27 protein-coding genes are annotated in these 21227 nt (G+C 67.3%); 22 read left to right on the top strand and 5 right to left on the bottom strand.

What is annotated here, in order from left to right; all coding sequences use genetic code 11:
- Nucleotides 1-4: 4 nt before the first annotated feature.
- The 4 genes from ASD15_RS21060 to ASD15_RS21045 are packed head-to-tail and all read right to left on the bottom strand — an operon-like array spanning nt 5 to nt 2289.
- On the bottom strand, nt 5-277 hold the full coding sequence (locus tag ASD15_RS21060) for a flagellar biosynthetic protein FliQ (protein WP_057156986.1): 273 nt from the start codon (nt 275-277) through the stop codon (nt 5-7).
- 2 nt (nt 278-279) lie between these two features.
- On the bottom strand, nt 280-1038 hold the full coding sequence (fliP, locus tag ASD15_RS21055) for a flagellar type III secretion system pore protein FliP (protein WP_057156985.1): 759 nt from the start codon (nt 1036-1038) through the stop codon (nt 280-282).
- Nucleotides 1035-1418, bottom strand: a complete 384-nt coding sequence (locus tag ASD15_RS21050) for a FliM/FliN family flagellar motor switch protein (protein ID WP_057156984.1) — start codon at nt 1416-1418, stop codon at nt 1035-1037. The genes fliP and ASD15_RS21050 overlap by 4 nt, the downstream gene beginning before the upstream one ends.
- A 4-nt stretch (nt 1419-1422) precedes the next feature.
- Nucleotides 1423-2289, bottom strand: coding sequence for a FliM/FliN family flagellar motor switch protein (locus ASD15_RS21045; RefSeq protein WP_229418287.1), 867 nt, complete (start codon nt 2287-2289; stop codon nt 1423-1425).
- Nucleotides 2290-2819: 530 nt separating this feature from the next.
- Between ASD15_RS21045 and ASD15_RS21040 the strand changes: the two genes are divergently transcribed.
- The 17 genes from ASD15_RS21040 to ASD15_RS20960 all read left to right on the top strand — a co-directional run bounded on the left by ASD15_RS21040 (nt 2820) and on the right by ASD15_RS20960 (nt 16845).
- On the top strand, nt 2820-3182 hold the full coding sequence (locus tag ASD15_RS21040; RefSeq protein ID WP_057156983.1) for a flagellar hook-basal body complex protein FliE: 363 nt from the start codon (nt 2820-2822) through the stop codon (nt 3180-3182).
- A gap of 112 nt (nt 3183-3294) precedes the next feature.
- Entirely contained in the window at nt 3295-5052 is a 1758-nt protein-coding gene (fliF, locus tag ASD15_RS21035) for a flagellar basal-body MS-ring/collar protein FliF (protein ID WP_057156982.1), read from the top strand.
- A complete protein-coding gene (locus ASD15_RS21030; protein WP_057156981.1) occupies nt 5036-6058 on the top strand; it encodes a flagellar motor switch protein FliG in 1023 nt (340 codons plus the stop codon). Before fliF ends, ASD15_RS21030 begins: the two co-directional genes overlap by 17 nt.
- Nucleotides 6058-6756 (top strand): flagellar assembly protein FliH, encoded by a 699-nt coding sequence (fliH, locus tag ASD15_RS21025; RefSeq protein WP_057156980.1) that lies wholly within the window; start codon nt 6058-6060, stop codon nt 6754-6756. Before ASD15_RS21030 ends, fliH begins: the two co-directional genes overlap by 1 nt.
- On the top strand, nt 6753-8063 hold the full coding sequence (gene fliI / locus ASD15_RS21020) for a flagellar protein export ATPase FliI (RefSeq protein WP_057156979.1): 1311 nt from the start codon (nt 6753-6755) through the stop codon (nt 8061-8063). Before fliH ends, fliI begins: the two co-directional genes overlap by 4 nt.
- Nucleotides 8060-8512, top strand: coding sequence for a flagellar export protein FliJ (gene fliJ / locus ASD15_RS21015; RefSeq protein ID WP_057156978.1), 453 nt, complete (start codon nt 8060-8062; stop codon nt 8510-8512). Before fliI ends, fliJ begins: the two co-directional genes overlap by 4 nt.
- A gap of 80 nt (nt 8513-8592) precedes the next feature.
- Nucleotides 8593-9996, top strand: coding sequence for a flagellar filament capping protein FliD (gene fliD, locus ASD15_RS21010; protein WP_057156977.1), 1404 nt, complete (start codon nt 8593-8595; stop codon nt 9994-9996).
- Nucleotides 9997-10023: 27 nt separating this feature from the next.
- Nucleotides 10024-10413: a flagellar export chaperone FliS gene (gene fliS / locus ASD15_RS21005; RefSeq protein ID WP_057156976.1), complete on the top strand. Its 390-nt coding sequence runs from the start codon at nt 10024-10026 to the stop codon at nt 10411-10413.
- A 31-nt stretch (nt 10414-10444) separates the two neighbouring features.
- On the top strand, nt 10445-10762 hold the full coding sequence (locus tag ASD15_RS21000; RefSeq protein ID WP_200954031.1) for a hypothetical protein: 318 nt from the start codon (nt 10445-10447) through the stop codon (nt 10760-10762).
- The gene (locus ASD15_RS20995) at nt 10759-12108 is read left to right on the top strand and encodes a flagellar hook-length control protein FliK (protein ID WP_157201057.1); all 1350 of its coding nucleotides are present in this window, start codon (nt 10759-10761) and stop codon (nt 12106-12108) included. The genes ASD15_RS21000 and ASD15_RS20995 overlap by 4 nt, the downstream gene beginning before the upstream one ends.
- A 7-nt stretch (nt 12109-12115) precedes the next feature.
- A complete protein-coding gene (locus ASD15_RS20990) occupies nt 12116-12583 on the top strand; it encodes a flagellar basal body-associated FliL family protein (RefSeq protein ID WP_057156974.1) in 468 nt (155 codons plus the stop codon).
- A 25-nt stretch (nt 12584-12608) separates the two neighbouring features.
- A complete protein-coding gene (locus ASD15_RS20985; RefSeq protein WP_057156973.1) occupies nt 12609-13352 on the top strand; it encodes a FliA/WhiG family RNA polymerase sigma factor in 744 nt (247 codons plus the stop codon).
- 27 nt (nt 13353-13379) lie between these two features.
- Nucleotides 13380-14297: a flagellar motor stator protein MotA gene (gene motA, locus ASD15_RS20980; RefSeq protein WP_057156972.1), complete on the top strand. Its 918-nt coding sequence runs from the start codon at nt 13380-13382 to the stop codon at nt 14295-14297.
- Nucleotides 14281-15273 carry a flagellar motor protein MotB gene (locus ASD15_RS20975; protein WP_057157318.1) on the top strand — a complete coding sequence of 331 codons (993 nt, stop codon included), beginning with the start codon at nt 14281-14283 and terminating at the stop codon, nt 15271-15273. The genes motA and ASD15_RS20975 overlap by 17 nt, the downstream gene beginning before the upstream one ends.
- Before the next feature lie 66 nt (nt 15274-15339).
- Nucleotides 15340-15612, top strand: a complete 273-nt coding sequence (locus ASD15_RS20970; protein WP_057156971.1) for a flagellar biosynthesis anti-sigma factor FlgM — start codon at nt 15340-15342, stop codon at nt 15610-15612.
- The gene (flgN, locus tag ASD15_RS20965) at nt 15609-16079 is read left to right on the top strand and encodes a flagellar export chaperone FlgN (RefSeq protein ID WP_229418286.1); all 471 of its coding nucleotides are present in this window, start codon (nt 15609-15611) and stop codon (nt 16077-16079) included. The genes ASD15_RS20970 and flgN overlap by 4 nt, the downstream gene beginning before the upstream one ends.
- Nucleotides 16066-16845 (top strand): glycoside hydrolase family 73 protein, encoded by a 780-nt coding sequence (locus tag ASD15_RS20960; RefSeq protein WP_057156969.1) that lies wholly within the window; start codon nt 16066-16068, stop codon nt 16843-16845. The genes flgN and ASD15_RS20960 overlap by 14 nt, the downstream gene beginning before the upstream one ends.
- Here ASD15_RS20960 and flgA read toward each other — a convergent pair.
- The gene (gene flgA / locus ASD15_RS20955) at nt 16830-17525 is read right to left on the bottom strand and encodes a flagellar basal body P-ring formation chaperone FlgA (protein WP_057157317.1); all 696 of its coding nucleotides are present in this window, start codon (nt 17523-17525) and stop codon (nt 16830-16832) included. The genes ASD15_RS20960 and flgA overlap by 16 nt on opposite strands.
- Before the next feature lie 136 nt (nt 17526-17661).
- Here flgA and flgB point away from each other — a divergent pair, with 136 nt between their 5' ends.
- From flgB to flgF, 5 genes are all read left to right on the top strand, one after another.
- Complete coding sequence (flgB, locus tag ASD15_RS20950; RefSeq protein ID WP_057156968.1) at nt 17662-18024, top strand: flagellar basal body rod protein FlgB; 363 nt, start codon at nt 17662-17664, stop codon at nt 18022-18024.
- Nucleotides 18025-18035: 11 nt separating this feature from the next.
- Entirely contained in the window at nt 18036-18452 is a 417-nt protein-coding gene (flgC, locus tag ASD15_RS20945; RefSeq protein WP_057156967.1) for a flagellar basal body rod protein FlgC, read from the top strand.
- Between the two features lie 3 nt (nt 18453-18455).
- A complete protein-coding gene (locus ASD15_RS20940; RefSeq protein ID WP_057156966.1) occupies nt 18456-19127 on the top strand; it encodes a flagellar hook capping FlgD N-terminal domain-containing protein in 672 nt (223 codons plus the stop codon).
- A gap of 68 nt (nt 19128-19195) precedes the next feature.
- Nucleotides 19196-20461: a flagellar hook protein FlgE gene (locus tag ASD15_RS20935; protein ID WP_057156965.1), complete on the top strand. Its 1266-nt coding sequence runs from the start codon at nt 19196-19198 to the stop codon at nt 20459-20461.
- A 16-nt stretch (nt 20462-20477) separates the two neighbouring features.
- A complete protein-coding gene (gene flgF / locus ASD15_RS20930) occupies nt 20478-21203 on the top strand; it encodes a flagellar basal-body rod protein FlgF (RefSeq protein WP_057156964.1) in 726 nt (241 codons plus the stop codon).
- Nucleotides 21204-21227 lie beyond the last annotated feature (24 nt).

Below are 21227 nucleotides of genomic sequence, written 5' to 3'. Positions count from 1 at the left end.
CGCCCTACCCTACCAGTGTGGCGGCGCGGGTGAAGATGGACACGCAATAGTCCATCAGGTAGCCGGCCATCCAGCGCCCGGCCAGGATCAGCGCCAGCAGCGTGACCAGCAGGCGCGGCAGGAAGCTCAGCGTCTGTTCATTGATCTGGGTGGCCGCCTGCACCAGGGCCACCAGCAGGCCCATGATCAGGCCGGGCACCACCAGCACCAGCACCAGCAGCATCACCATGTGCAGCGATTCGACAATCAGGTCGACCGCGATGTCGGGCGTCAGCATCGCTAATACGCCTGGATGCTCGTGACGAGCGTGTTGACCGTCAGGGTCCAGCCGTCCACCAGCACGAACAGCAGCAGCTTGAACGGCAGCGAAATGACCAGCGGCGAGAGCATCATCATACCCATGGCCATCAGCACCGACGACACCACCAGGTCGATGATGAGGAAAGGAATGAACAGCAGGCAGCCGATCTGGAACGCGGTCTTCAGCTCGGACAGCACGAAGGCGGCCAGCTTGACGGTGAAGGCGTGGTCGGCCGGCTTGGCCACATTGTCCTCGCCGGCCAGGTGGGCGATCTGCTTGAGCGCGGACTTGCTGGTCTGGGCCAGCATGAAGCGCGAAATCGGCTGCTCGGCGATCTTCAGCGCCTGCTGCAGGCCGATCTTGTCCTGGTCGTAGGGCACGAAGGCGTCTTGCCACACCTGGTCGCCGATCGGGCGCATCACCAGCAGCGTGAGGATCAGCGCCACCCCGGTGATGACGCGGTTGGGCAAGCCCTGCTGCAGGCCCAGGGCCTGGCGCAGCAGCGACAGCACGATGACAAAGCGGGTGAAACTGGTCATCATCATGACCATGATGGGCAGCAAGCCCAGCAAGGTCATGATGATCAGGATCTGGGTCTTGACCGTCAGTTCGGTCTTGGCGCCGGGCACCACGTTGGCCAGCAGGTCGACCGCGTGGGCTGGCGCGCTCGCCAGCAGGGACAGGACCAGGGCCGCCACGCCGGCGGCAGCGAGCGTCCTGCGGTCAGCCAGGGTCATGGCGTCATCATGTCGAGGTTCAGGCCGTCCAGGTCGATCACCTTCAAACCATAGTTTTCGCCCGCCACCACCACTTCGGCGCGGCCGATGGCGGTGCCGTTGACCTTGATGACCAGCGGTTCGCCGGCCAGCACGTCGAGCTCGACCACGCTGTCCGGGCCGATCGCCATCAGGTCCTGCAGCGAGATGCGGGCCGAGCCCACTTCCAGGGTCAGCGTGACCGGGATCTTGCGCATCATCTGCGGCAAGTCGCGGCGCCCGCCGCCGCTGCGCGCCGGCGCCACATCGGCCAGGTCGTTGCTGACCTGGTCGATGATCATTTCTTCCGACAAGTCCTCCAGCAGCGCGTCGCTGGTGCTGTTTGCGTTGATGTTCATCATGGATTTACTCGACATCTTCAAAAGAGGTTAAACAGAGTTTGCCCTTGTGCTCGCTCACGGCGGCCGTGAACAGGCGCGAATCGTCGAGCAGGACCTCGGCCCGGTGCATGCTGATGGGGATCACGTCGCCGATGCGCAAGTCGAACAGGTTGCCCAGTTCCATTTCCTTGCTCACCAGGCGGCCCTGCAGGCCCACCTGCAGGCGCGCGCCCAGCGGCGCCTGGTTGCGGCCGGCGCGCCGCACCGGGTCGCGCTCGGGCTGCAGGCCGCGCAATACGCTGGCCATCAAAGGCTTGTCGAGGGCAAACAGGAAGCGGCCGCTGAGCGGCTGCCCGCCCTCGCTGTCGGGATCGCTCACCGTCACGCTGATGACCCAGCCGCCCTTGGCCGGCAAGCCGGCGCCGGCAGGCTTGAAGCCCTCGTCCTCGGCGCCTGCCGCCGCGGCAGGCAGGTTCGATTCGATGCGGCTGGCCAGGGTGCCGGCCAGCTGCTGGCCCAGCAGCACGGCCAGGCGCTCCTCGGTGGCGGTCACCTTGACGGCGCTGTCGTCGGCCGCGGCATTGCTCTTGGCCTTGCCGTAGCGGTAGTTCAGCACCGCCAGCAGCACCTTGCGCTCGAGCGAAAAGGCGATCTGGCCGGCCGGCGCCGAGAAATTGGTCCAGCGCAGCGTGTTCTCTTCGCCGGCCAGGCGGGAAAAGGCCACGCTGTCGACCTGGAATGTGCCCCAGTAGCGGCGGTTCACGTTCAGCCGCATGGCCTGGGCCAGGTCTTCCTTCAACTGGGCGGCAAACGCAGGCAGCCGGTGCACCGGCCTGCCCAGCAGGCAGGGATCCAGAACTTGGTGTTGCGCGGTCTGTTTTATGATGGTCATTTCAGTGGTTTGGTCGGTACGCTGTGAGTGCGCTGGCGATACGCCGATTGTTGCACAACCGCATGCCATATCCTAGCTTAAAAAGCGTCCGGATAGCTAGGGCGTTCTGGTCCGCGCCGCGGAGCCGAAGCTTACAACAATTCCCCTGTTATTGCTACGCATCAATAAAGTGCGGATAAAACGTTTTCTCCCTCTGGGGGCTTTACAGGGAAGTTGCCAGCGGGTAAGCTTATTCGTAGCATGACGGCGTTGCAGCCGCGACGCAACAAAAACCCGCCAAAGTGATGCTTAGTGCATGATTAAAAAGGAAATTCTGTCGTTTTCCTGCGCCACCGGGCGCTCCTTCGGCGGCTTTTTTGTTGTTTCGGTGCACGTCGATACGCCGAACTAATTTCCAGCATGTATCATTCCCCTGAGTCCGCTTTGAGACGCGTCGCAACCGGCGGTTTGCGCCGGGCACTGTCTGAATATGGCCGGCATGGGGCTGTGGTAGCCATGTGTGAGCAACGTTGCAATTAAGTGGAGGTTTCATGGCTAATGAATTTGCCAGCCTGATCCAGGCGGATCTGGCTTCCCTGACGAACGCCGCGGCGGACCTGTCGTCCAGCGCCATTGCGCCGGCGGCGCAGTTCGGCGCGCTGGCCGGCCAGGCCGGCCACGCCGGCAATGCGTCTTTCTCGTTTGCCCAGTCGATGCGCGACGCGGTGACCCGCGTCAACAACGACGACGCGATGGCGGCCCAGAAAATGGCCGATGTCGACGCCGGCCGCAGCGACGACCTGGTCGGTGCCATGCTGTCCAGCCAGGAAGCCAGCCTGTCGTTCTCGATGCTGATGCAAGTGCGCAACAAGGTCATGGGCGCGGTCGATGAACTGATCAAACTGCCGCTTTGACCGCAGCAGCAACCACCGCCATCTTTACCGCTGACATGCAGCGTACCAACGCCGGCCCGCGCCGGCTGCAGTTCCCCGTTCCGGCTTCAACCTTTCCACGCGAAAGTTCACAGTGATCAACACCATCAAGTCCGCCTTCGGGCGCTGGCGCTCCGGCGACGGCGCAACTCCCGCCGTCCCCCCAGCCTTGCTCAAAAACCTTACTCCCATCTTGCTACTGGCAGTCGGCGTGACGGCGCTGGTGCTGATGGTGCTGTGGAAAGACCAGTCGGCCTACAAGCCGGTGTTCGGCGCGCGCGAAAAAGTGGTGGCGGCCGACATGATGACGGTGCTGGACGGCGAGCAGATCCCCTACCGCGTGCATCCGGACAGCGGCCAGGTGCTGGTGCCCGAGTCCATGCTGGGCAAGGTGCGCATGCTGCTGGCCTCGAAAGGCGTGACGGCCCAGCTGCCGGCCGGCCTGGAGCTGATGGACAAGAACGATCCGCTGGGCGTGTCCCAGTTCGTGCAGGACGTGCGCTTCCGGCGCGGCCTGGAGGGCGAACTGGCGCAATCGATCATGACGCTGGACGCGATCGCCTCGGCGCGCGTGCACCTGTCGATCGCCAAGTCGACCTCCTTCGTCACCAGCGACGGCGACAAGTCGTCGGCCTCGGTGGTGATCGCCACCAAGCCGGGCCAGAAACTGTCGCCGGAAACCATCGCCGCCGTGGTCAACATGGTGGCCGGCAGCGTGGCCAGCCTGAACCCGGCGCGCGTCAGCCTGGTCGACCAGGCCGGCAACCTGCTGTCCTCGCACGTGGACCTGGCCGACGGCTTCGACTCCTCGGCCGCCACCAATGAGAACGGCAAGCGCTTGCAGGACGATATCCGCAACAACATCCGCGGCCTGCTCGGCCCCATCGTCGGCGAGGACAATTTCCGCCTCAGCGTGACGGCCGCCGTGAACAACAACAAGGTCGAGGAAACGGTCGAGAAGTACGGCGAGACGCCGAAAGTAACCAGCGAGGCCATGCGCGAAGAGCAGGACCGCAACCGCCTCGTGATGGGCGTGCCCGGCACCCTGTCGAACCGCCCGCCGGCGGCCGAGGCGCCCAAGACCAACCCGGCCGACCCCAACCAGCAGCCGGACGGCTCGGCGCGCAAGAACGCCACCACCCGCCAGTACGCCTATGACCGCAGCATCGTGCAAACCAAGCACGCGCGCGGCACGCTGGAAAAGCAGAGCATTGCCGTGGTGCTGGCGCAGGCCGCCGCGCCGTTCCCGAAAACCGGCTGGACCCCGGCCGAGCTGGCCAATATCGACAAGGTGCTGCGCAACGGCCTGGGCATCAACGAAGCGCGCGGCGACACGCTGATGGTCACCGCCATGAACTTCCCGGCCAAGGCGCCGATGGTGCCGTGGTGGCAGGAACGCGACACCGTGGTCGACTTCAGCTCCTGGCTGAGCTACGCGGTGGGCGCCATCCTGGCCTACTTCCTGCTGCTGCGTCCGCTGCTGCGCCTGGTCACGGCCCGCTTCGCGCCGCCGGCGCCGGCCCCGGTGGCCCTGCGCGGCGCCGCGGCGCGCGCCGGCAGCGCCGAAGCGAACGTGGTGGGCGGCCATGCGCCGGGCGACAAGGCCGCCGCCGGCGCCCCTGCCCTCGGCTCGCCGGAGGCGGCGCAGGACAGCGCCGCCGCGCAGCTGGAAGAGCGCGCCGCCAAGCCGGGCATGCCGGTGGTGCCGCTGCTGGAGAACTACGACCTGCCGCCGACCGGTTCCTCGGTCGACGTGATGGTCGATCACCTGAAGATCCTGGCCGAAAAAGAGCCGGAACGCGTAGCCGAAGTCGTCAAACAATGGATGCAGAAAAATGGCCGAACTCAATAACGATATGCCCGATGGTTCGGGCCTGACCCCGGTCGAACAGGCCGCCATCGTGCTGCTGAGCATAGGCGAGGAGCCGGCCGCGGCCGTGCTGCGCTGCCTGTCGCGCGAGGAGCTGCTGGAAGTGACGCAGGTGATGTCGCGCATGAGCGGCATCAAGGTCGAAGCGGTCAAGTCCGCCATGCAGTCCTTCTTCGACGACTACCGCGAGCAGTCCGGCGTGCACGGCGCCTCGCGCGCCTACCTGAAGCGCTCGCTGGACCTGGCACTGGGCAACGACATCGCGAACACCGTGCTCAACAATATCTACGGCGACGAGCTGCGCCCGAAAATGGCGCGCCTGCAGTGGGCCTCGGCCAAGTGGCTGGCCGAGTACATCGCCAACGAGCACGTGCAGATGCAGGCCGTGTTCCTGGCCTTCCTGCCGCCCGCGCTGGCCGGCCAGATCATCGACGCGCTGCCGCTCGAAGGGCGCGACCTGGTGCTGCTGAACCTGGCGCGCCTGGACGAGATCGACCGCGAGCTGCTGCAGGAACTGGACGAGCTGGTCGACCGCTGCCTGGGCAGCTTCGACTCGCAAAGCACCAGCGTCGAAGGCATCCGCCAGACCGCCGAGATCCTCAACCGCCTGCCCGGCAACCGCGCCCAGATCGTCGAGCTGCTGCGCGCGCACGACCCGGAAGTGGTGAACCAGATCGAACTGTCGATGTACGACTTCCTGATCCTGTCGACCCAGACCGAAGCGACCCTGTCGCGCCTGATCGAGGAAGTGCCGCTGGAGCAGTGGGCCATCGCGCTCAAGGGCGCCGAGCTGGCGATCCGCGACGCGATCCTGAAGACCATGCCGAAACGCCAGGCGCAAGCCTTCGAGGACATGATGCGGCGCGCCGGCCCGGTGCCGATGTCGCGCATCGAACAGACCCGCCAGGAAATCATGGCCACCGTCAAGGCGCTGGCCGACGCCGGCGAAGTCGAAGTGCAGCTGTTTGCCGAAACGGTGGTGGAATGATGAAGCAGTTCCGCCCCTACCGCTTCCCGCCCCTGTCGCAGTTCGCCCCGCCGCCGAGCCGCAACGGCAGCCCGGGCATGACCACCGACAGCGCCCAGTGGCAAGCCTCCGTCAGCGAAGGCTTCGAGCAGGGCCAGCGCGACGGCTACGAGATCGGCCTGCAGCGCGGCCAGGAGGACGGCTTCGAGGCCGGCCGCAACGCCGGCTTCGAGCAGGGCCGCGAGGAAGGCCGCAATGAAACCCTGGTCGGCTTCGACACCATGGCGCGCCCGGTGGAAGCCATGCTCAAGGGCCTGAAGAAACTGCGCGCCGACTACCGCGCGGCGCAGCGCAAGGAAGTGGTGGACCTGGTGGCCAAGGTGGCGCGCTCGGTGATCCGCGCCGAGCTGGCGCTGCAGCCGGTACAGATCATGGCCCTGGTCGACGAGACGCTGGCCTCGATGCCGCCGACCCGCGAGGACATCGACGTCTACCTGAACCCGGAAGAGCTGAAGCGCATTGCCGACCTCGATCCGAAGCGCACCAAGCGCTGGAACCTGATCCCCGACCCGCGCCTGGACATCGGCGAATGCCGCATCCGCGCCGGCGACAACGAAGTCGATGCCGGGTGTCATCAACGTCTTGCTGCCGTCATGGAACAGGTCGATAATCAACTGCAGGCCGCCGACAGCGGCGACGAGTCCGAGAGCGAAGAATGATAGCCGATGCCTTGCGCAAGCTGGAGCTGGACGCGGTCCCCATGGCCACCCCGACCGGGCGCCTGGTGGGCGCCTCCGGCCTGCTGCTGGAAGCCATGGGGTGCCCGCTGCACACCGGCCAGCGTTGCCAGATCGAGACCGTCAACGGCGACTGGCTGGACGCGCAGGTGGTCGGTTTCCGCGACAAGCTTTCATTCCTGATGCCGTTCAAGAAGGCGGTCGGCCTGACCACCGGCGCGCGCGTCATGCCCTCGCCGGAAAAAGTGAGCCTGAGCATCGGCCCCGGCTGGCTGGGCCGCATGGTCAACGGCCTGGGCGAGCCGATCGACGGACTGGGCAAGCTGGGCGGCGATTTCCCGCTCGACTACACCCCGCCGCGCGTGCATCCGCTGCGCAAGAAGCCGGTCACCGAGCCGCTCGATGTGGGCGTGCGCGCCATCAATTCCATGCTGACCCTGGGCAAGGGCCAGCGCGTCGGCCTGATGGCCGGCTCCGGCGTCGGCAAGTCGGTGCTGCTGGGCATGCTCACCCGCCAGACCGTGGCCGACGTGGTGGTGGTCGGCCTGATCGGCGAGCGTTCGCGCGAAGTGCGCGAGTTCGTCGACATGTCGCTCGGCCAGGAAGGGCTGCGCAAGGCGGTGCTGGTGATCGCCCCGGCCGACGAATCGCCGCTGATGCGCATCATGGCCACCGAACTGTGCCATTCGATCGCCGCGCACTACCGCGACCAGGGCAAGAACGTGCTGCTGCTGGTGGACTCGCTGACGCGCTACGCGATGGCGCTGCGCGAGCAGGCGCTGGCGCTGGGCGAGCCGCCGGCCACCAAGGGCTATCCGCCGTCGGTGTTCTCGGCCCTGCCGCAGCTGGTGGAATCGGCTGGCAACGGCGAGAACCCGGTCGGCAGCATGAGCGCCATCTACACCGTGCTGGCCGAAGGCGACGACCAGCAAGACCCGGTGGTCGACACCGCGCGCGCCATCCTCGACGGCCACATCGTGCTCACGCGCGAGCTGGCCGAGCGCGGCCATTACCCGGCCATCAACATCGGCGCCTCGATCAGCCGCTGCATGAACCAGGTGATCGGCAAGGAGCATGTGCTGGCCGCGCGCGCGCTGAAGGCGTCGATGGCGCGCCACGACCGCGTGCGCGACCTGATCCCGCTGGGCGCCTATGTGCCCGGGGCCGATCCGGTGACCGACAAGGCGGTCAACCTGCATTCCCATATCGAAGAATTCCTGTGCCAGGGCACCAAGGAGGCGGCGCCCTACACCGCGTGCGTGGAAACCCTTGAAAGGCTGATGGCATGAACAAGACCAAACCGCAGTCCCACATGATACGCAACCTGTCCACCCTGGTGGACCTGCGCTCGAGCGAAGTGACGCGGCTGCAGACGGAAATGGCGGCCAAGGAAACCGTGCGCGAACGTTACCAGAAGAACCTGGAACGGCTCACCGGCCTGTACCAGAACAGCGGCGCCAGCGGCAAGCTGCCGATGGCGCTGGCCTCCAACTGCGGCGACTACAAGCAGGCGGTGATGCAGATGGCCGACAGCCACCGCCTCGACCTGTCCATGCACGAGGCCGACATGGCGGTGTCGCAGCGCGCGCTGACGGCGGCCTACGTCAAGCGCGAAGTGCTGGACCAGGTGCTGCAAAAGAAACAGTTGGCCGAAGTGCACCAGGAACAGGCCAAGGAACGCAAGCAGCATGACGAACTGGCAACGCAACTGTGGTTGCGCAGTCAAAAACCGGGATAAACCATAAAAATTTCATAGGGAAACATTTTCGGTCGCCTGTTAGCACTGTACACTTCCCTCTAATTTCTCTGGAGCACATCATGGCAACCTCAGTCCCTGGCAGCGGCAGCGCCGACTACCCATCCTACATGGCAGCGCAGCTGGCGACCCGCTACACGGAAGCCACGCAGACCCTGCTGACCGACAAGACCAAGGCGGCGGCCTCGGCCGGCACCGGCATTACCAAGCTGAGCTCGGCCATGAGCACCTTCAGCAGCAGCCTGCTGGCCCTGTCCGGCAAGAAGAGCGTGCTGGCCAACGCCGCCACCCTGAGCGGCGACATCGGCACCGCCAGCGCCGGCCCGGCCGCCGTGGCGGGCACCTACAGCTTCTATGTCGAACAGCTGGCCACGGCCGGCCAGATCGCCTACGGCGGCATCAGCGACACCTCCGCGGCCGGCGCCGGCAGCCTGAACGTGGTGCTGGCCGACGGCACCAACTTCAACGTCAACCTGGTCAACGCCGACAAGAACCTGGACGGCAACCTGACGGCGCAGGAAGTGGCCACCGCCATCAACACCGCGGCCGACAACGACTCCAGCGTGACCGCCTCGACCATGACGGTAAACGGCGCCACCACCCTGGTGCTGACCTCGAACGCGACCGGCGTGGACAAGGCCGCCACCATCGACGCCACCAACGTCGGCGGCGCGCTGCAAGCCATGCTGCAGGACCCCGCCACGCAAACCCAGCTGGTGACCGCGCAGGACGCGGTGGTGTGGGTGGGCGCGCCCGGCGGCGACCCGCAGAACCGCATCCAGCAAGCGTCGAACACCTTCGCCGTGGTCAACGATGTCAAGATGACCTTCACCAAGGCCCAGACCGGCGGCGTGCCGGCCACGCTGACGGTGGCGCCCGACAATGCCGGCACCAAGGCCAATGTGCAAGCCTTCGTGGACGCCTACAACCAGCTCAACAAGGTACTCGACGAGCTGACCTATGTCGGCGACCTGGCCAACAACAAGCCGGCCGGCCCGATGGCCAACGACGCCGGCCTGAAGGCGCTGCGCGCGCGCATGCAGGACATGATGCGCAAGAGCGTGGACGGCGCCAGCCTGCCGGTGTATGGCATCACCGCGCAGCGCGACGGCACGCTGGCCGTCAACGCCGAGCGCCTGGCCAGGAGCATCGCCGCCAATCCGGAAGGCCTGGACAAGATCTTCGGCACCGGCGACATCGGCAACGGCAGCACCCTGCTGGGCGGCCTGGACAAGCAGATGAAGAACTGGACCAACAGCGTGGACGGCTTCATCGGCGAGCGCCGCACCGCCAACGAGCGCCTGCAGGACCGCCTGGTCGACCGCCAGGCCGCGCTCGACAACCTGTTCGACAACTCCTACAAGCGCTATCTGCAGCAATTTACCGCGCTGCAGCAGGTGCAAAACCAGATGGCCCAGAACACCGGCCTGTTCGAAGCGCTGTTCTCGAACAGCAAAGACACGTAACCGCGCACGTAACCCTATCCGAGAATCATGATGAACCAGGACGCCTATAGCAGTTATCACTCCGTCAATCTGGACGCGCAGACCGCGCGCGCCTCGCCGATCGAGCTGGTGCTGGTGCTGACCGACGGCCTGCTGGAAGAGCTGGCGCGCGCGCGCGGCCACGTGGTGGGCAAGCGCTATGAACTGAAGGCCGCCAGCCTGAACAAGTGCACCGAGATCATCAATGGCCTGTCCAGCTCGCTCGACTACGACCAGGGCGGCGAGGTGGTGGCCAACCTGGGCCGCCTGTACGACTACTGCGTGGCGCGCCTGTACCGCGCCGGGGTGGACATGGACCCGTCCATCCTGGACGAGGTGGTCGGCCTGCTGACCACCATCAAGCAAGGCTGGCTCGGCGTGCAGGCCAAAAATGGATAGGCAAGCGCAACTGCTGCAACTGGCACAGAAAATGAGCGCCGCCACCGCCGCCTCGGACTGGACGGCGCTGGGGGCGATCAACAGCCTGATGGCCGCCGCGCTGCCGGCCATGGCCGCGCAAGGGCCGTGGACCCCGGCCGAGCGCGCCGCGCTGGCCGCGCTGCGCCAGCTGCACCTGCAAGCGGAGCACTGCGCCAAGCTGGCCAGCGACCAGCTGGCAGCCAAGCTGGGCGAGCTGCAGGGCCGCAAGGAAGGCTGGGTCGCCTACGCCATGAGCAACCCCGATCACGACAACCTCGACGAATTACGCAACCGCAGCGAAGCTGCCGACACCGGAACCACTGCATGACTATGATTTCCTCTCCCGCGCCCGCCGCGCCCGCCCCTGCCGCGTCGCTGCTCGACAGCGCGCCGCCGGCCGCCGCCGCCGCCCCCGAGGCCGGCGCCGCGCCGTCGGCGCTGCCGCTGTTCGCGCAGCTGCTGGGCCAGACCGAACAGGCCGAGCCGCTCGACGGCGCCGCCGAGGACAGCACCGGCCAGGACGGCAGCGCCGCCGCCGACGCGGCCGGCGCCGCCAATGCGCTGCTGGCGCTGCTGCTGCCGAGCGCCGCCCCGGCCGCCGCGCCCACGGCCGCGCCAGGGACCGCCCCCGGCCAGGCCGGCGTGACCTTGCACACCGGCGCCGCGCTCAATCCGGCCTACGCGCCGGGCGCCTACGCCGCCACCGCCGCCCCCACGGGCGCGCCGGGCGCCGGCCAGCAAGCCTATGCGCCGTCGGCCGCGCCCAGCGCCGCGCCGGCCCCCGCCGCGCTGCCGCCGGCCGCAGGCCAGGCCGGCTACGGCGCCGCCGTGCCGGGCGCCGCGCCAGCCGCCGCGCAGCTGGCGGCCCAGCAAGCGGCGCGCGAAGAACGCGCCGCGTTCGCCACCGCCACCGCCGCCCCAACGGCCGCGCCCAGCGCCAAGCAAACCGCGCCTGCCAGCCAGGCAGCCCCGGCCGCCGCGCAGCCGGCCATCCCGCTGGCCCTGCAGCAAGCGGCCGACCAGCTGCTGCAAGGCCAGCGCCGCGCCAGCGGCCAGCGCGCCGAACTGGCCACCATCAGCGGCGCGGCCCTGGCCGCCGGCGCCGCGCCCGGCGCCGCCATGGCCGCGGCGGCCGGCGACGGCGCCAGCTTCGGCGCCCTCGCCCAGCCGGCTGTGGCCGCGGCCGCCGCCCCGCTGGCCGGCGGCGCCCAGCCTGCCCCGGCCGGCGGCGACGCGCTGCGCCTGGCCGGCACGCCGGAACAATGGCAGCAGCCGCTGCGCGAGGCCCTGGGCGACCGTCTCCAGCTGAGCCTGCAGCGCAATAACGAGCACGCGATGATCCGCCTGGAACCGCCCAATATGGGCACGGTCGAGATCTCGATCCGCCACAGCGCCGGCGCGCTGCAGGTGAACCTGTCGGCCAACAACGCCGAAGTGCTGCGCCAGCTCAACAGCATCGGCGACAGCGTGCGCCAGGACCTGTCGCAGCGCAGCGTGGGCGAGGTCGCCGTTACCGTGTCGGCCACGCCGCGCGGCGGCAGCCAGTCCTCGCTGGCCGACGGCGGCGCCGGCCGCCAGCAGGGCCAGGAACAGCAGCAGCGCGCGCCCGGCCGCGCCCTGGGCGACGACGAGCAGGCCGCGCCCACCTTTGCCATGACGACCGAGCGGGAGTAAGAAACAGATGAATAAAAAACTGGTAATTGCCATCGTCGGCGTGCTGCTGCTGGGCGGCGGCGTGGCCGGCGGCGCGGTGTGGTACATGGGCAAGCAGGCTGCCGCCGGCGCCGACGGCAAGACCGTCAAGCACGAGGAACCGAAGGCCGAGACCGAGCCGCCCAAGTACATCACGGTGGACAAGGTGATCGTCATGCTCAAGCGCAGCGAAGGCGAGGCGGTGACGCACTACCTGTCGGCCGACCTGGTGGTGGCCACCACCGCCAAGCAGGAGAAGGAATGCAAGGAGCATCTGCCGCTGTTGCGCAGCGTGGCCGTCAAGGCGCTGTCGGCGCTGCCGATGTCGAAGGCGGCGACCATGTCGATCGACCAGTTCGCCGACGAACTGAACAAGGCTTTCGACGAGACCTACGCCAAGGACAAGCGCGAACGGCCATTCTCGGAAGTGATGATCGGGAAACTGATCCTGGAGTGACACCGTGGATATGAGTGGGGCGGGCATGGCATACATAGAGCAATACGCAGACAGCTACGCCGAAAGTTACGGCGCGGCCGGCAGCGCGCCGGCTGCGCACAGCGTGGCCGACGAGCAGAAGCACCTGCTGTCGTATGCGCCGCTGGTCAAGCGCATCGTGCGCCAGCTCAATTCGCAGATCGCCGGCGCCATCGACCGCGACGACATGGAGCAGATCGGCCTGATGGGCCTGCTCGAGGCGCTGCGCCGCTACGGCGTGCCGGACGCGGCGTTCGGCAGCTACGCCAGCCTGCGCATCCGCGGCGCCATCCTCGACGAGCTGCGGCGCCAGGACTGGCGCCCGCGCGCGGTGCGCCAGCACAGCCACAAGCTGCGCGACGCGGTGCGCGAGCTGACCCGCAAGCTGGGGCGCGAGCCGGACGAACGCGAAATCATCGCCGGCCTGGGCATCACCGCCGAGGCCTACCAGGCTTACCAGCTCGACGAAAGCGCCGAGCTGATGGCCAGCTTCGACGAGGTACTGCAGGACACCGTCAGCCCCGGCAGCGACGTCGCCCCCAGCCCGGAGGAACAGCTGATGGTGCGCCGTTCATTGGCCCAGGCGCTGGGCGGCCTGGACGAGCGCGAACAGCGCGTGGTGCAGATGTACTACGAGTTCGAGCTCAGCTACAAGGAAATCGCCGCCGTGCTGGACCTGACCGACGCCCGCGTCTGCCAACTCAACAAGGCGGCGCTGAACAAAATGAAAGCGGTGCTGCAAAGCGCCTGATAAGAAAATGACGCAGAAAGGCGTATCATGCAGCAACTAATCGGCATCATCATCGTCCTGGGCAGTGTGTTCGGCGGCTTCTTCATGATGGGGGGCGTGTTCCACCAGATCTGGCAGCCGATCGAACTGTTCGTCATTGCCGGCGCCGGCCTGGGCGCGCTGGTGATCGGCAATCCGACCCACGTGCTGAAGGAAATGGGCACCCAGCTCAAGAAGATCATCACGCGCAAGAAGTACGACTCGGAATTCCAGCGCCAGTTGCTGCTGCTGATGTATGAACTGCTGCAGCTGGCCGCCGGCGGCCTGAAGGCGCTCGACGCCCACGTCGAGGCGCCCAAGGACAGCCCGCTGTTCCAGCGCTACCCGCTGGTGCTGGAGGAACCCAAGCTGCTGGCCTTCATCGTCGACAACTTCCGCCTGATGGCGATGGGCAAGATCAACGCGCACGAGCTGGAAGGGGTGCTGGAGCAGGAACTGGAAGCCATCCACGAAGAACTGAACCAGCCGGCCAAGTCGATCGCCAAGATTGGCGAAGCCATGCCGGGCTTCGGCATCCTGGCCGCCGTGCTGGGCATCGTGATCACCATGAACACCGTGTCCGAAGGCGCCACCTCGGGCGAAATCGCGGAACACGTGGGCGCGGCCATGGTCGGCACCTTCATCGGTATTTTCCTGTGCTACGGCGTGCTGGACCCGATCGCCAACGTGATGAAGCAGCTGGTCAACCAGGAAGCGTCCAACAAGGAATGCGTGAAAGTGGTGCTGGTGACCCACGTGGCCGGCAAGCCGCCGCTGCTGGCGATCGACGCCGGGCGCCGCCTGGTGCCGCTCAACATCAAGCCGAGCTTCGCCCAGCTGGAACGCTGGATCAACGAACTGGAAGGCCGCGACAGCGAGCCGGAGTCCGGCTCGCGCCGTGGAGGTGGCCGTGCTAAAGCCGCATGAGAAGCATGAGGAAACCATCGTCAAGCGCGGCGGCGGCAAGCACGCGCACGACGACCACGGCGGCGCCTGGAAGGTCGCCTTCGCCGACTTCTGCCTGGCGCTGATGTGCTTGTTCCTGGTGCTGTGGCTGATGGCGGCGCGCAACACCGAATCGCTGCAGCACATCATGACTGAGCAGGATGGCAACAAGACCGACCAGGGCAAGGGCGTGATGCCGGAGCAGGTGGGCGGTCCGCGCGGCAGCCTGATCGAGCGTTTCCCGATGCCGCGCACCGGCAAGAACGATTCGCCCGGCCAGGCCCTGGCCAGCGGCGAGAGCGCCTCCGAGGTGCAGGACAAGGTCAGCTATGAAACCCCGGGCGAGCTGCACAAGCTGGCCAAGGCGCTGGCCAAGCTGAGCGCCGAAACCGGGCTGGCGGCCAACCTGGAATCGGTGATCACCCCGTACGGCTTGCGCGTGATGCTGCACGATACCGACAAGCAAGGCATGTTTGTGCGCGGCTCGGCCGTGCCGACCGACCGCTTCCGCGCCCTGCTGCGCAGCATGGGCCCGCTGTTCGAGCGCATGCAGAACCAGATGCTGGTGGTCGGCCACACCGACTCCACCCAGTACGCCGACACCGGCTACTTCGCCTATTCGAACTGGACGCTGTCGTCCAACCGCGCCATGGCGGCGCGCTCCATGCTGCTGTCGGGCGGCATGCGCAAGGACAGCGTGCTGCAGGTGGTGGGCATGGCCGACCGCGCGCCGATCGACACCGGCAAGGCCGACGCCGGCGTGAACCGCCGCATCGAACTGCTGATCCTGACCGCCGGCCAGGCCCAGGCGGTGTCGTCCATGTTCGGCATGCCGGGCAGTAAGAACACGCTGGGCGGCGAAGTCGACACCGCCCTGCCGGATGCGGAGTCCTTGCAAAAACTGCGCAACAAGCTGGGGCCGGAGGGCAAGTACGGGACCGGGCGGAATGGGAACTGAACATTTACTTCGCGCACGGGCGTAAGGCGGGTTACTATGCAAACTTCCAAGACCAGAGGTCAACGTATGAGAATTTCGACTGGCAGCGCGGACGGCCTGGCCGTCCAGCGGGTGGCCGACAGCGCCCCGGCCGAGGCGGCGCACGCCCCGCCGGCGCCTGCCGCGCCCGGATTGCAGTCGGCCGTGCTGCAGCCGGCGCTGGCCGCCCTGAAGGACATGCCGGAAGTGGACCACGAACGGGTGGCCATGCTGCGCGACGCGCTGGCCAAGGGCGAACTGCCGTTCGACGCGGACAAGCTGGCCGGCCTGATCCAGCGCTTCCACGGGAGCGACAAGTGACAGCAGCAGGTCCGGCCGCGGCCGGCGCTGTTGCGAGTCAGCAACAGCCGAGCCGCCAGCAAGCGATGCACATGCTGCTCGACGGCATCGCCGCCGACATGGCGGCCTACGCCACCCTGCAGCACTTGCTGGAACAGCAATTCGAAGCGGCCGTGCGCCACCAGCGCGCCGCGCTGGAACAGCTCGCCGAGGCGGTCTCGGCGCTGGTGGAAGCGATGGAAGCGCGCCGCGTGCAGCGCGTGGCCTGCGCCGTGCAGCTGCTCGGTCCGGCGCCGTCGATGGCGCAGGTGTTCGCGCTGCTCAAGCCCGAACCGCGCGCCCGCCTGCAGCAGCAGTGGCAGGAACTGGAGCAGCGCGTGCTCGAATGCAAACGCCTGGGCAAGCGCAATAGCGACTTGCTGGTTGAACAATACACTATCATGCAGCGCGTGCTGCATGGCGAGGACCAGATTTATGAGCCGGCCTGACCTGCTGCGCCCCCTGCAAGCGACTGCGGCCACCGCCGCCACGGCGGCCACCGCCAGCAATATGCGCCCCACCGCCGGCCTGTCCGGCGGCGGCGCGGCCTCGGCCGGCAGCTTCGGCGCCGCCTTCCGCCAGGTGCAGGGCGACGTGGCCTCGCTGATCAGCGGCGGCTGGAGCAACGGCGTGGGCCCCGCCCAGGGCAGCGGCGGCGACGCCCTGCCCTCGCAGGCGCTGAGCACCGCGGCGGCGGCGCTGCGCGCGCGCGCGGCCGGCGTCATCGATGGCCCGGCCGGCGGCGCCAGCAGCGCCGAACAGCAGGAATTCCTGGCCACCATCGAACCCTGGGCGGCCGATGCCGCCAAGCGCCTGGGCGTGGCGCCCGAGCTGGTGGCCGCGCACGCGGCGCTGGAATCGGGCTGGGGCCAGCGCCCGGTCGGCAACAGCAACAACCTGTTCGGCATCAAGGCCGGCGGCCCCTGGCAGGGCGCCGTCGCGGCCGCCACCACCACCGAATACGAACAGGGCGTGGCGCTGAAGAAAGTGGAACGCTTCCGCAGCTATCCGGACCCGGCCGCCGCCTTCCACGACTACGCCAATTTACTGATCGCCAATCCGCGCTACCAGCAAGCGCTCAACACCGGCAACGACGCGCGCGCCTTTGCCAGCGGCCTGGCCCGGGGCGGCTACGCCACCGACCCGGCCTACGCCGACAAGCTCAGCAAGCTGGCCGGCAAGGTCCAGCAGATGAAACATCACCTGGGCGACTGAATGGACACGGGCAGATCGGCCGGTTCCACCGTTCCAGCGCCCGTCACCCGAGCCTTGATGATGTTGCCATTGTTGTTGCGCACGCGTATCAGCGCGCCGCGCGCGCCCGGGTCCAGCGCCTCGCCCGCCATGCTCACTTCGATCTGTTCGTTGCGCGCCACGATGCGCACCGCCTCGCCGCGCTTGACCAGCAGCTGGGCGGTGAGCATGTTCTGGCGCAGCAGCTCGCCGCTGCGCAGCGCGCGCCGCGCCGCCATGCCTTCCAGCAGCGCCAGGTCGGACACGGTGTCGCTCACCAGGCTGACGTCGCGCCGCTCCAGCGCCACGTCGGCCGCGTCCACCGGTTGGCCGCTGGCCACGTCGGCCGCCATCACCGCCACCCGCGCGCTGACCTTGGCGCGCACCACGAATTCGTGCTTCCAGCCGCCCTCGCCGGGGCAGGTCGCCACCAGGCGCATGCGCGTGAGCTGGCGCGCGTCCAGCACGCCTACCGCCACCGGCGCGGCAGCCGCGCACGGCGCCAGCGCGCGGCCGCTGCGCACGGCCGCCACGTCGAATTCAGGCTCGGCCAGGCCGCTGCTGTCGGCCTGGCGCAGCAGCGCCTCGCGCGCGGTTTGTTCCACCAGCGCCACAGTCTGCTCAACTGTCGTGGCCGCTTCGCCAACAATTGGCACGATCATCGCCAACGCGGCAAAAATCGGATGTAAAATGGGATTGTTGAACATGGGCAATACCTTTACTATGATGGCTGCGGCGCGCGCAGTGCGCCCGGTCGCCATTTTACATGGGCAACGTACTCACGACAGGAGGGAATAAATGGGTATCAACTTCAAAGACGCACTCGGCTTGCATGGCGACGCGCTCCATTTGCGTGCCGAGCGCACGCGCATCCTGGCATCGAACATCGCCAACGAGAACACGCCCGGCTACCAGGCGCAGGACATGGACTTCGCCGCCACCCTGGCGCAGAGCCAGGCGCTGCAGACGGGCGAGCCGGAACTCGATTCGGACGGCAACGCCCTGTACCGCGTGCCCTACCACCCGACCCGCGACGGCAACACCGTCGAAATCGGCGTGGAACAGGCCGCCTTCTCGCAGAACGCGAGCGACTTCCAGACCAGCCTGACCTTCATCAACATGAAGCTCAAGGGCCTGGCTAAAGCAATCAACGGCCAGTAAGGGCGCCTCACATGAGCTTCAAGGATATTTCCCAGATCGCCGGTTCGGCGATGGCGGCGCAGACGGTGCGCCTGAACACGGTGGCCAGCAACCTGGCCAACGCCGATTCGGTGGCCGGCAGCGAGAACGAGACCTACCGCGCCCGCAAGCCGGTGTTCGCGGCCGTGATGAACGAAGGCGCCAACGCCGACAGCGGCGGCCGGGTGCAGGTGCTGGACGTGGTCGAGAGCAGCGAGCCGCTGCGCAAGGTGTACGAACCGGGCAATCCGCTGGCCAACGCCGACGGCATGGTGTACTACCCCAACGTCAACCAGGTGGCCGAGATGACCGACATGATGTCGGCCTCGCGCGCCTTTGAAACCAATGTGGAAGTGCTGGGTCGCATCCGCTCCATGCAGCAGTCGCTGCTCAAACTCGGTGAAGGTTAAGCCATGCAAACCAATTTCTTCTCGAATACCCCCGCGGCGACCACGGCCGGCAGCAATCCGCTGGCCAACGGCAGCGAAACGTCGACCATGTTTACCAAGCTGCTGGTGGCCCAGATCCAGAACCAGGATCCGCTCTCGCCCACCGACCCCAGCCAGTTCATCAACCAGCTGACCCAGCTGTCCCAGACCGAGGCGCTGCAAAACGTGGGCAACCTGACCAGCGCCAACGCCAGCATCCTGCAAAGCATGCAAGTGCTGGCCCTGGGCGCGCAAGTCGGTTCCGATGTGCAAGTTACCGCTACCGAAGTGCAGCTCGACAGCGCCAAGGTCCAGGGCGAGGTCACGCTCGAGGCCAGCAGCAGCAAGACCACGCTGGTGCTGACCGGCCTGGACGGCCGCGAGCACAAGGTCGAGCTGGGCTCGCAGTCCGGCGGCCCGGTGCCGTTCGCGCTCGATCCGCAAGCCATGGGCCTGCCGGCCGGCACCTACAAGATGCGCGTCGAAACCAGCACCAAGGAAGATCCGGCCATCGACCTGGTGGGCCGCCTGAACAGCGTGCGCCTGGGCTCGGGCGGCGCGGTGGTGCTCAACGTGGCCAATGTCGGCGAGACCTCGCCGGCCAAGATCACCGCCTTCAACGGCAAGTCCGCCGGCGCCACGGTGGCCAGCAACTGAGCCGGCGCCGCCCCCTAGCCAGCTTCTCTTCACCAAATTAACGCAGTCCCCCACGAAAGGTAGACGCCATGAGTTTCGACATTGCACTGTCCGGCATCCAGGCCATCAACGAGCAACTGGGCACCATCTCCAACAACATCGCCAATGCGGGCACCTACGGCTTCAAGTCCAGCCGCGCCAACTTCGCCTCGCAGTACGCGGGCACGCAGGCGGCCGGCGTGCAGATCGGTTCGGTCACCCAGAGCATCGGCATCAACGGCGGCGTGGTGTCGACCGGGCGCGGCCTGGACGCGGCCATCAACGGCCGCGGCTTCTTCACCGTCAAGGACGCGCAGGGCCAGATGAACTTCACCCGCGTCGGCATCTTCGACGCCAACGCGGACGGCTACCTGGTCGACGCTTCGGGCCGCAAAGTGCAGGGCTACACCATGACGCCGCCGTCCACCACGCTGGGCCCGATGGGCGACCTGACCATCCCGACCGGCCAGATCCCGGCCGTGGCGAGCAGCAAGCTGGCCTATGTCAGCAACCTGTCGGACGACTGGAAGGTCCCCACCGGCACCTTCACCCCGCCCGACCTGACGGCCAACCCGCAAACCTTCCCGCCGTCCGATTCCTACAATATGTCGCGCGTGTCGGTGCTGCATGACAGCAAGGGCAACCAGCACACGCTGACCCAGTACTTCATCAAGACTTCGCCCAACAGCGTCAGCGTGCGCTACACGCTGAACGGCCTGGAAGTGGCCGGTTCGGGCAACACCCTGACCTTCGACGCCAAGGGCCAGCTCGACACCGTCACCGATCCGGCCACCGTGCTGTACGCGCTGCCGGCGTCGGTGCCGCAAATCTACGACCCGGTCACCAACGCCTTCGTCAGCACCGGCGCGTCCGACCTGGCCATCAATATCGACTACGTCGGCACCACCCAGTCGGCCGGCGAAGCGACCAACTCGACCAACAAGGCCGACGGCTACGCCGCCGGCAGCTACATCGGCGTCGAGCTGGCCAAAGACGGCTCGCTGATCGCCAAGTACACCAACGACCAGCGCCAGGCCGTGGGCAAGGTGGTGCTGGCCACCTTCCCCGCCGAGGGCGAACTGACGCCGATCAGCGACACCAGCTGGCTGGCCTCGAACGAGTCCGGCACGCCGCTGTACAACACCCCGGGCACCGGCATGACCGGCGCGCTCAACACCACCTCGCTGGAACAGTCCAACGTCGACATCACCTCCGAGCTGGTGGGCCTGATGACGTCGCAGCGCAACTACCAGGCGAACTCCAAGGTCATCCAGACCGAGAACGCCATGATGCAAGCGCTGATGCAAGCGCTGTAACCGGACCGGCCGACAGATGGATGCACTGATCTACACCGCCATGAGCGGCGCCGAGCGGGCGCTGCGCGGACAACAGGTCCACGCCAACAACCTGGCGAACATGGACACCACCGGCTTCCGGGCCAACCTGGAACTGTCGACCGCCCGCCCGCTGAGCGGCTACGGCTACGACGACCGCCACATGGCCGACATGCAGGCCAACGCGGTCAACACCCGCGGCGGCACGCTCAAGTCGACCGGGCGCGAACTGGACGTGGCCATTTCCGGCGACGGCTTTTTCGCCGTGCAGGGCCCGACCGGCGAAGCCTACACCCGCGCCGGCGCCATCACGCTGGACGCCGACGGCGCCATGACGGTGGGCGGCATGCCCATCCTGGGCGAAGGCGGCCCGATCACGCTGCCGATCCACACCAAGGTGCAGATCGGCCAGGACGGCACGGTGTCGATCCAGACCCCGGGCTCGGCCCAGATGCAGGTGGTCGACAAGCTCAAGCTGGTCAAGGCCGAAGCGTCGGAACTGACCAAGAACGAAGCGGGCCTGCTGACGGCGCGCGACGGCCAGCTGCTGGCCACCGACGCCACCGTCAAGGTCAGCGCCGGCCACCTGGAAGGCAGCAACGTGTCGGCGGTCGAGGAAATGGTGGCCACCATGAGCTTGAACCGCACTTTTGAAATCCAGATGAAGCTGTTCAAGGCCAGCGACAGCATGGCCGAAGCCGGCAACCGCCTGATCGGCGGCTGAGTCCACCAATTTACAGGGAGCAAA

The organism is Massilia sp. Root351 (assembly GCF_001425045.1).
GTDB lineage: Bacteria > Pseudomonadota > Gammaproteobacteria > Burkholderiales > Burkholderiaceae_D > Rugamonas.
This window is presented reverse-complemented; position numbering and strand designations above follow the sequence as displayed.

Excerpts from the sequence above, each read along its gene's own strand:
- fliJ (WP_057156978.1), top strand. The coding sequence starts at position 8,060 with ATGAACAAGACCAAACCGCAGTCCCACATGATACGCAACCTGTCCACC.
- motA (WP_057156972.1), top strand. The coding sequence starts at position 13,380 with ATGCAGCAACTAATCGGCATCATCATCGTCCTGGGCAGTGTGTTCGGC.
- fliI (WP_057156979.1), top strand. The coding sequence starts at position 6,753 with ATGATAGCCGATGCCTTGCGCAAGCTGGAGCTGGACGCGGTCCCCATG.
- ASD15_RS21040 (WP_057156983.1), top strand. The coding sequence starts at position 2,820 with ATGGCTAATGAATTTGCCAGCCTGATCCAGGCGGATCTGGCTTCCCTG.
- ASD15_RS20940 (WP_057156966.1), top strand. The coding sequence starts at position 18,456 with ATGCAAACCAATTTCTTCTCGAATACCCCCGCGGCGACCACGGCCGGC.
- ASD15_RS20970 (WP_057156971.1), top strand. The coding sequence starts at position 15,340 with ATGAGAATTTCGACTGGCAGCGCGGACGGCCTGGCCGTCCAGCGGGTG.
- ASD15_RS20995 (WP_157201057.1), top strand. The coding sequence starts at position 10,759 with ATGACTATGATTTCCTCTCCCGCGCCCGCCGCGCCCGCCCCTGCCGCG.
- ASD15_RS20935 (WP_057156965.1), top strand. The coding sequence starts at position 19,196 with ATGAGTTTCGACATTGCACTGTCCGGCATCCAGGCCATCAACGAGCAA.
- fliD (WP_057156977.1), top strand. The coding sequence starts at position 8,593 with ATGGCAACCTCAGTCCCTGGCAGCGGCAGCGCCGACTACCCATCCTAC.
- ASD15_RS20960 (WP_057156969.1), top strand. The coding sequence starts at position 16,066 with ATGAGCCGGCCTGACCTGCTGCGCCCCCTGCAAGCGACTGCGGCCACC.
- fliS (WP_057156976.1), top strand. The coding sequence starts at position 10,024 with ATGATGAACCAGGACGCCTATAGCAGTTATCACTCCGTCAATCTGGAC.
- fliP (WP_057156985.1), bottom strand. The coding sequence starts at position 1,038 with ATGACCCTGGCTGACCGCAGGACGCTCGCTGCCGCCGGCGTGGCGGCC.
- ASD15_RS20985 (WP_057156973.1), top strand. The coding sequence starts at position 12,609 with ATGGCATACATAGAGCAATACGCAGACAGCTACGCCGAAAGTTACGGC.
- flgF (WP_057156964.1), top strand. The coding sequence starts at position 20,478 with ATGGATGCACTGATCTACACCGCCATGAGCGGCGCCGAGCGGGCGCTG.
- flgB (WP_057156968.1), top strand. The coding sequence starts at position 17,662 with ATGGGTATCAACTTCAAAGACGCACTCGGCTTGCATGGCGACGCGCTC.
- ASD15_RS21000 (WP_200954031.1), top strand. The coding sequence starts at position 10,445 with ATGAGCGCCGCCACCGCCGCCTCGGACTGGACGGCGCTGGGGGCGATC.
- ASD15_RS20990 (WP_057156974.1), top strand. The coding sequence starts at position 12,116 with ATGAATAAAAAACTGGTAATTGCCATCGTCGGCGTGCTGCTGCTGGGC.
- flgC (WP_057156967.1), top strand. The coding sequence starts at position 18,036 with ATGAGCTTCAAGGATATTTCCCAGATCGCCGGTTCGGCGATGGCGGCG.
- flgA (WP_057157317.1), bottom strand. The coding sequence starts at position 17,525 with ATGATCGTGCCAATTGTTGGCGAAGCGGCCACGACAGTTGAGCAGACT.
- ASD15_RS21030 (WP_057156981.1), top strand. The coding sequence starts at position 5,036 with ATGGCCGAACTCAATAACGATATGCCCGATGGTTCGGGCCTGACCCCG.
- ASD15_RS21060 (WP_057156986.1), bottom strand. The coding sequence starts at position 277 with ATGCTGACGCCCGACATCGCGGTCGACCTGATTGTCGAATCGCTGCAC.
- fliH (WP_057156980.1), top strand. The coding sequence starts at position 6,058 with ATGAAGCAGTTCCGCCCCTACCGCTTCCCGCCCCTGTCGCAGTTCGCC.
- ASD15_RS21045 (WP_229418287.1), bottom strand. The coding sequence starts at position 2,289 with ATGACCATCATAAAACAGACCGCGCAACACCAAGTTCTGGATCCCTGC.
- ASD15_RS21050 (WP_057156984.1), bottom strand. The coding sequence starts at position 1,418 with ATGATGAACATCAACGCAAACAGCACCAGCGACGCGCTGCTGGAGGAC.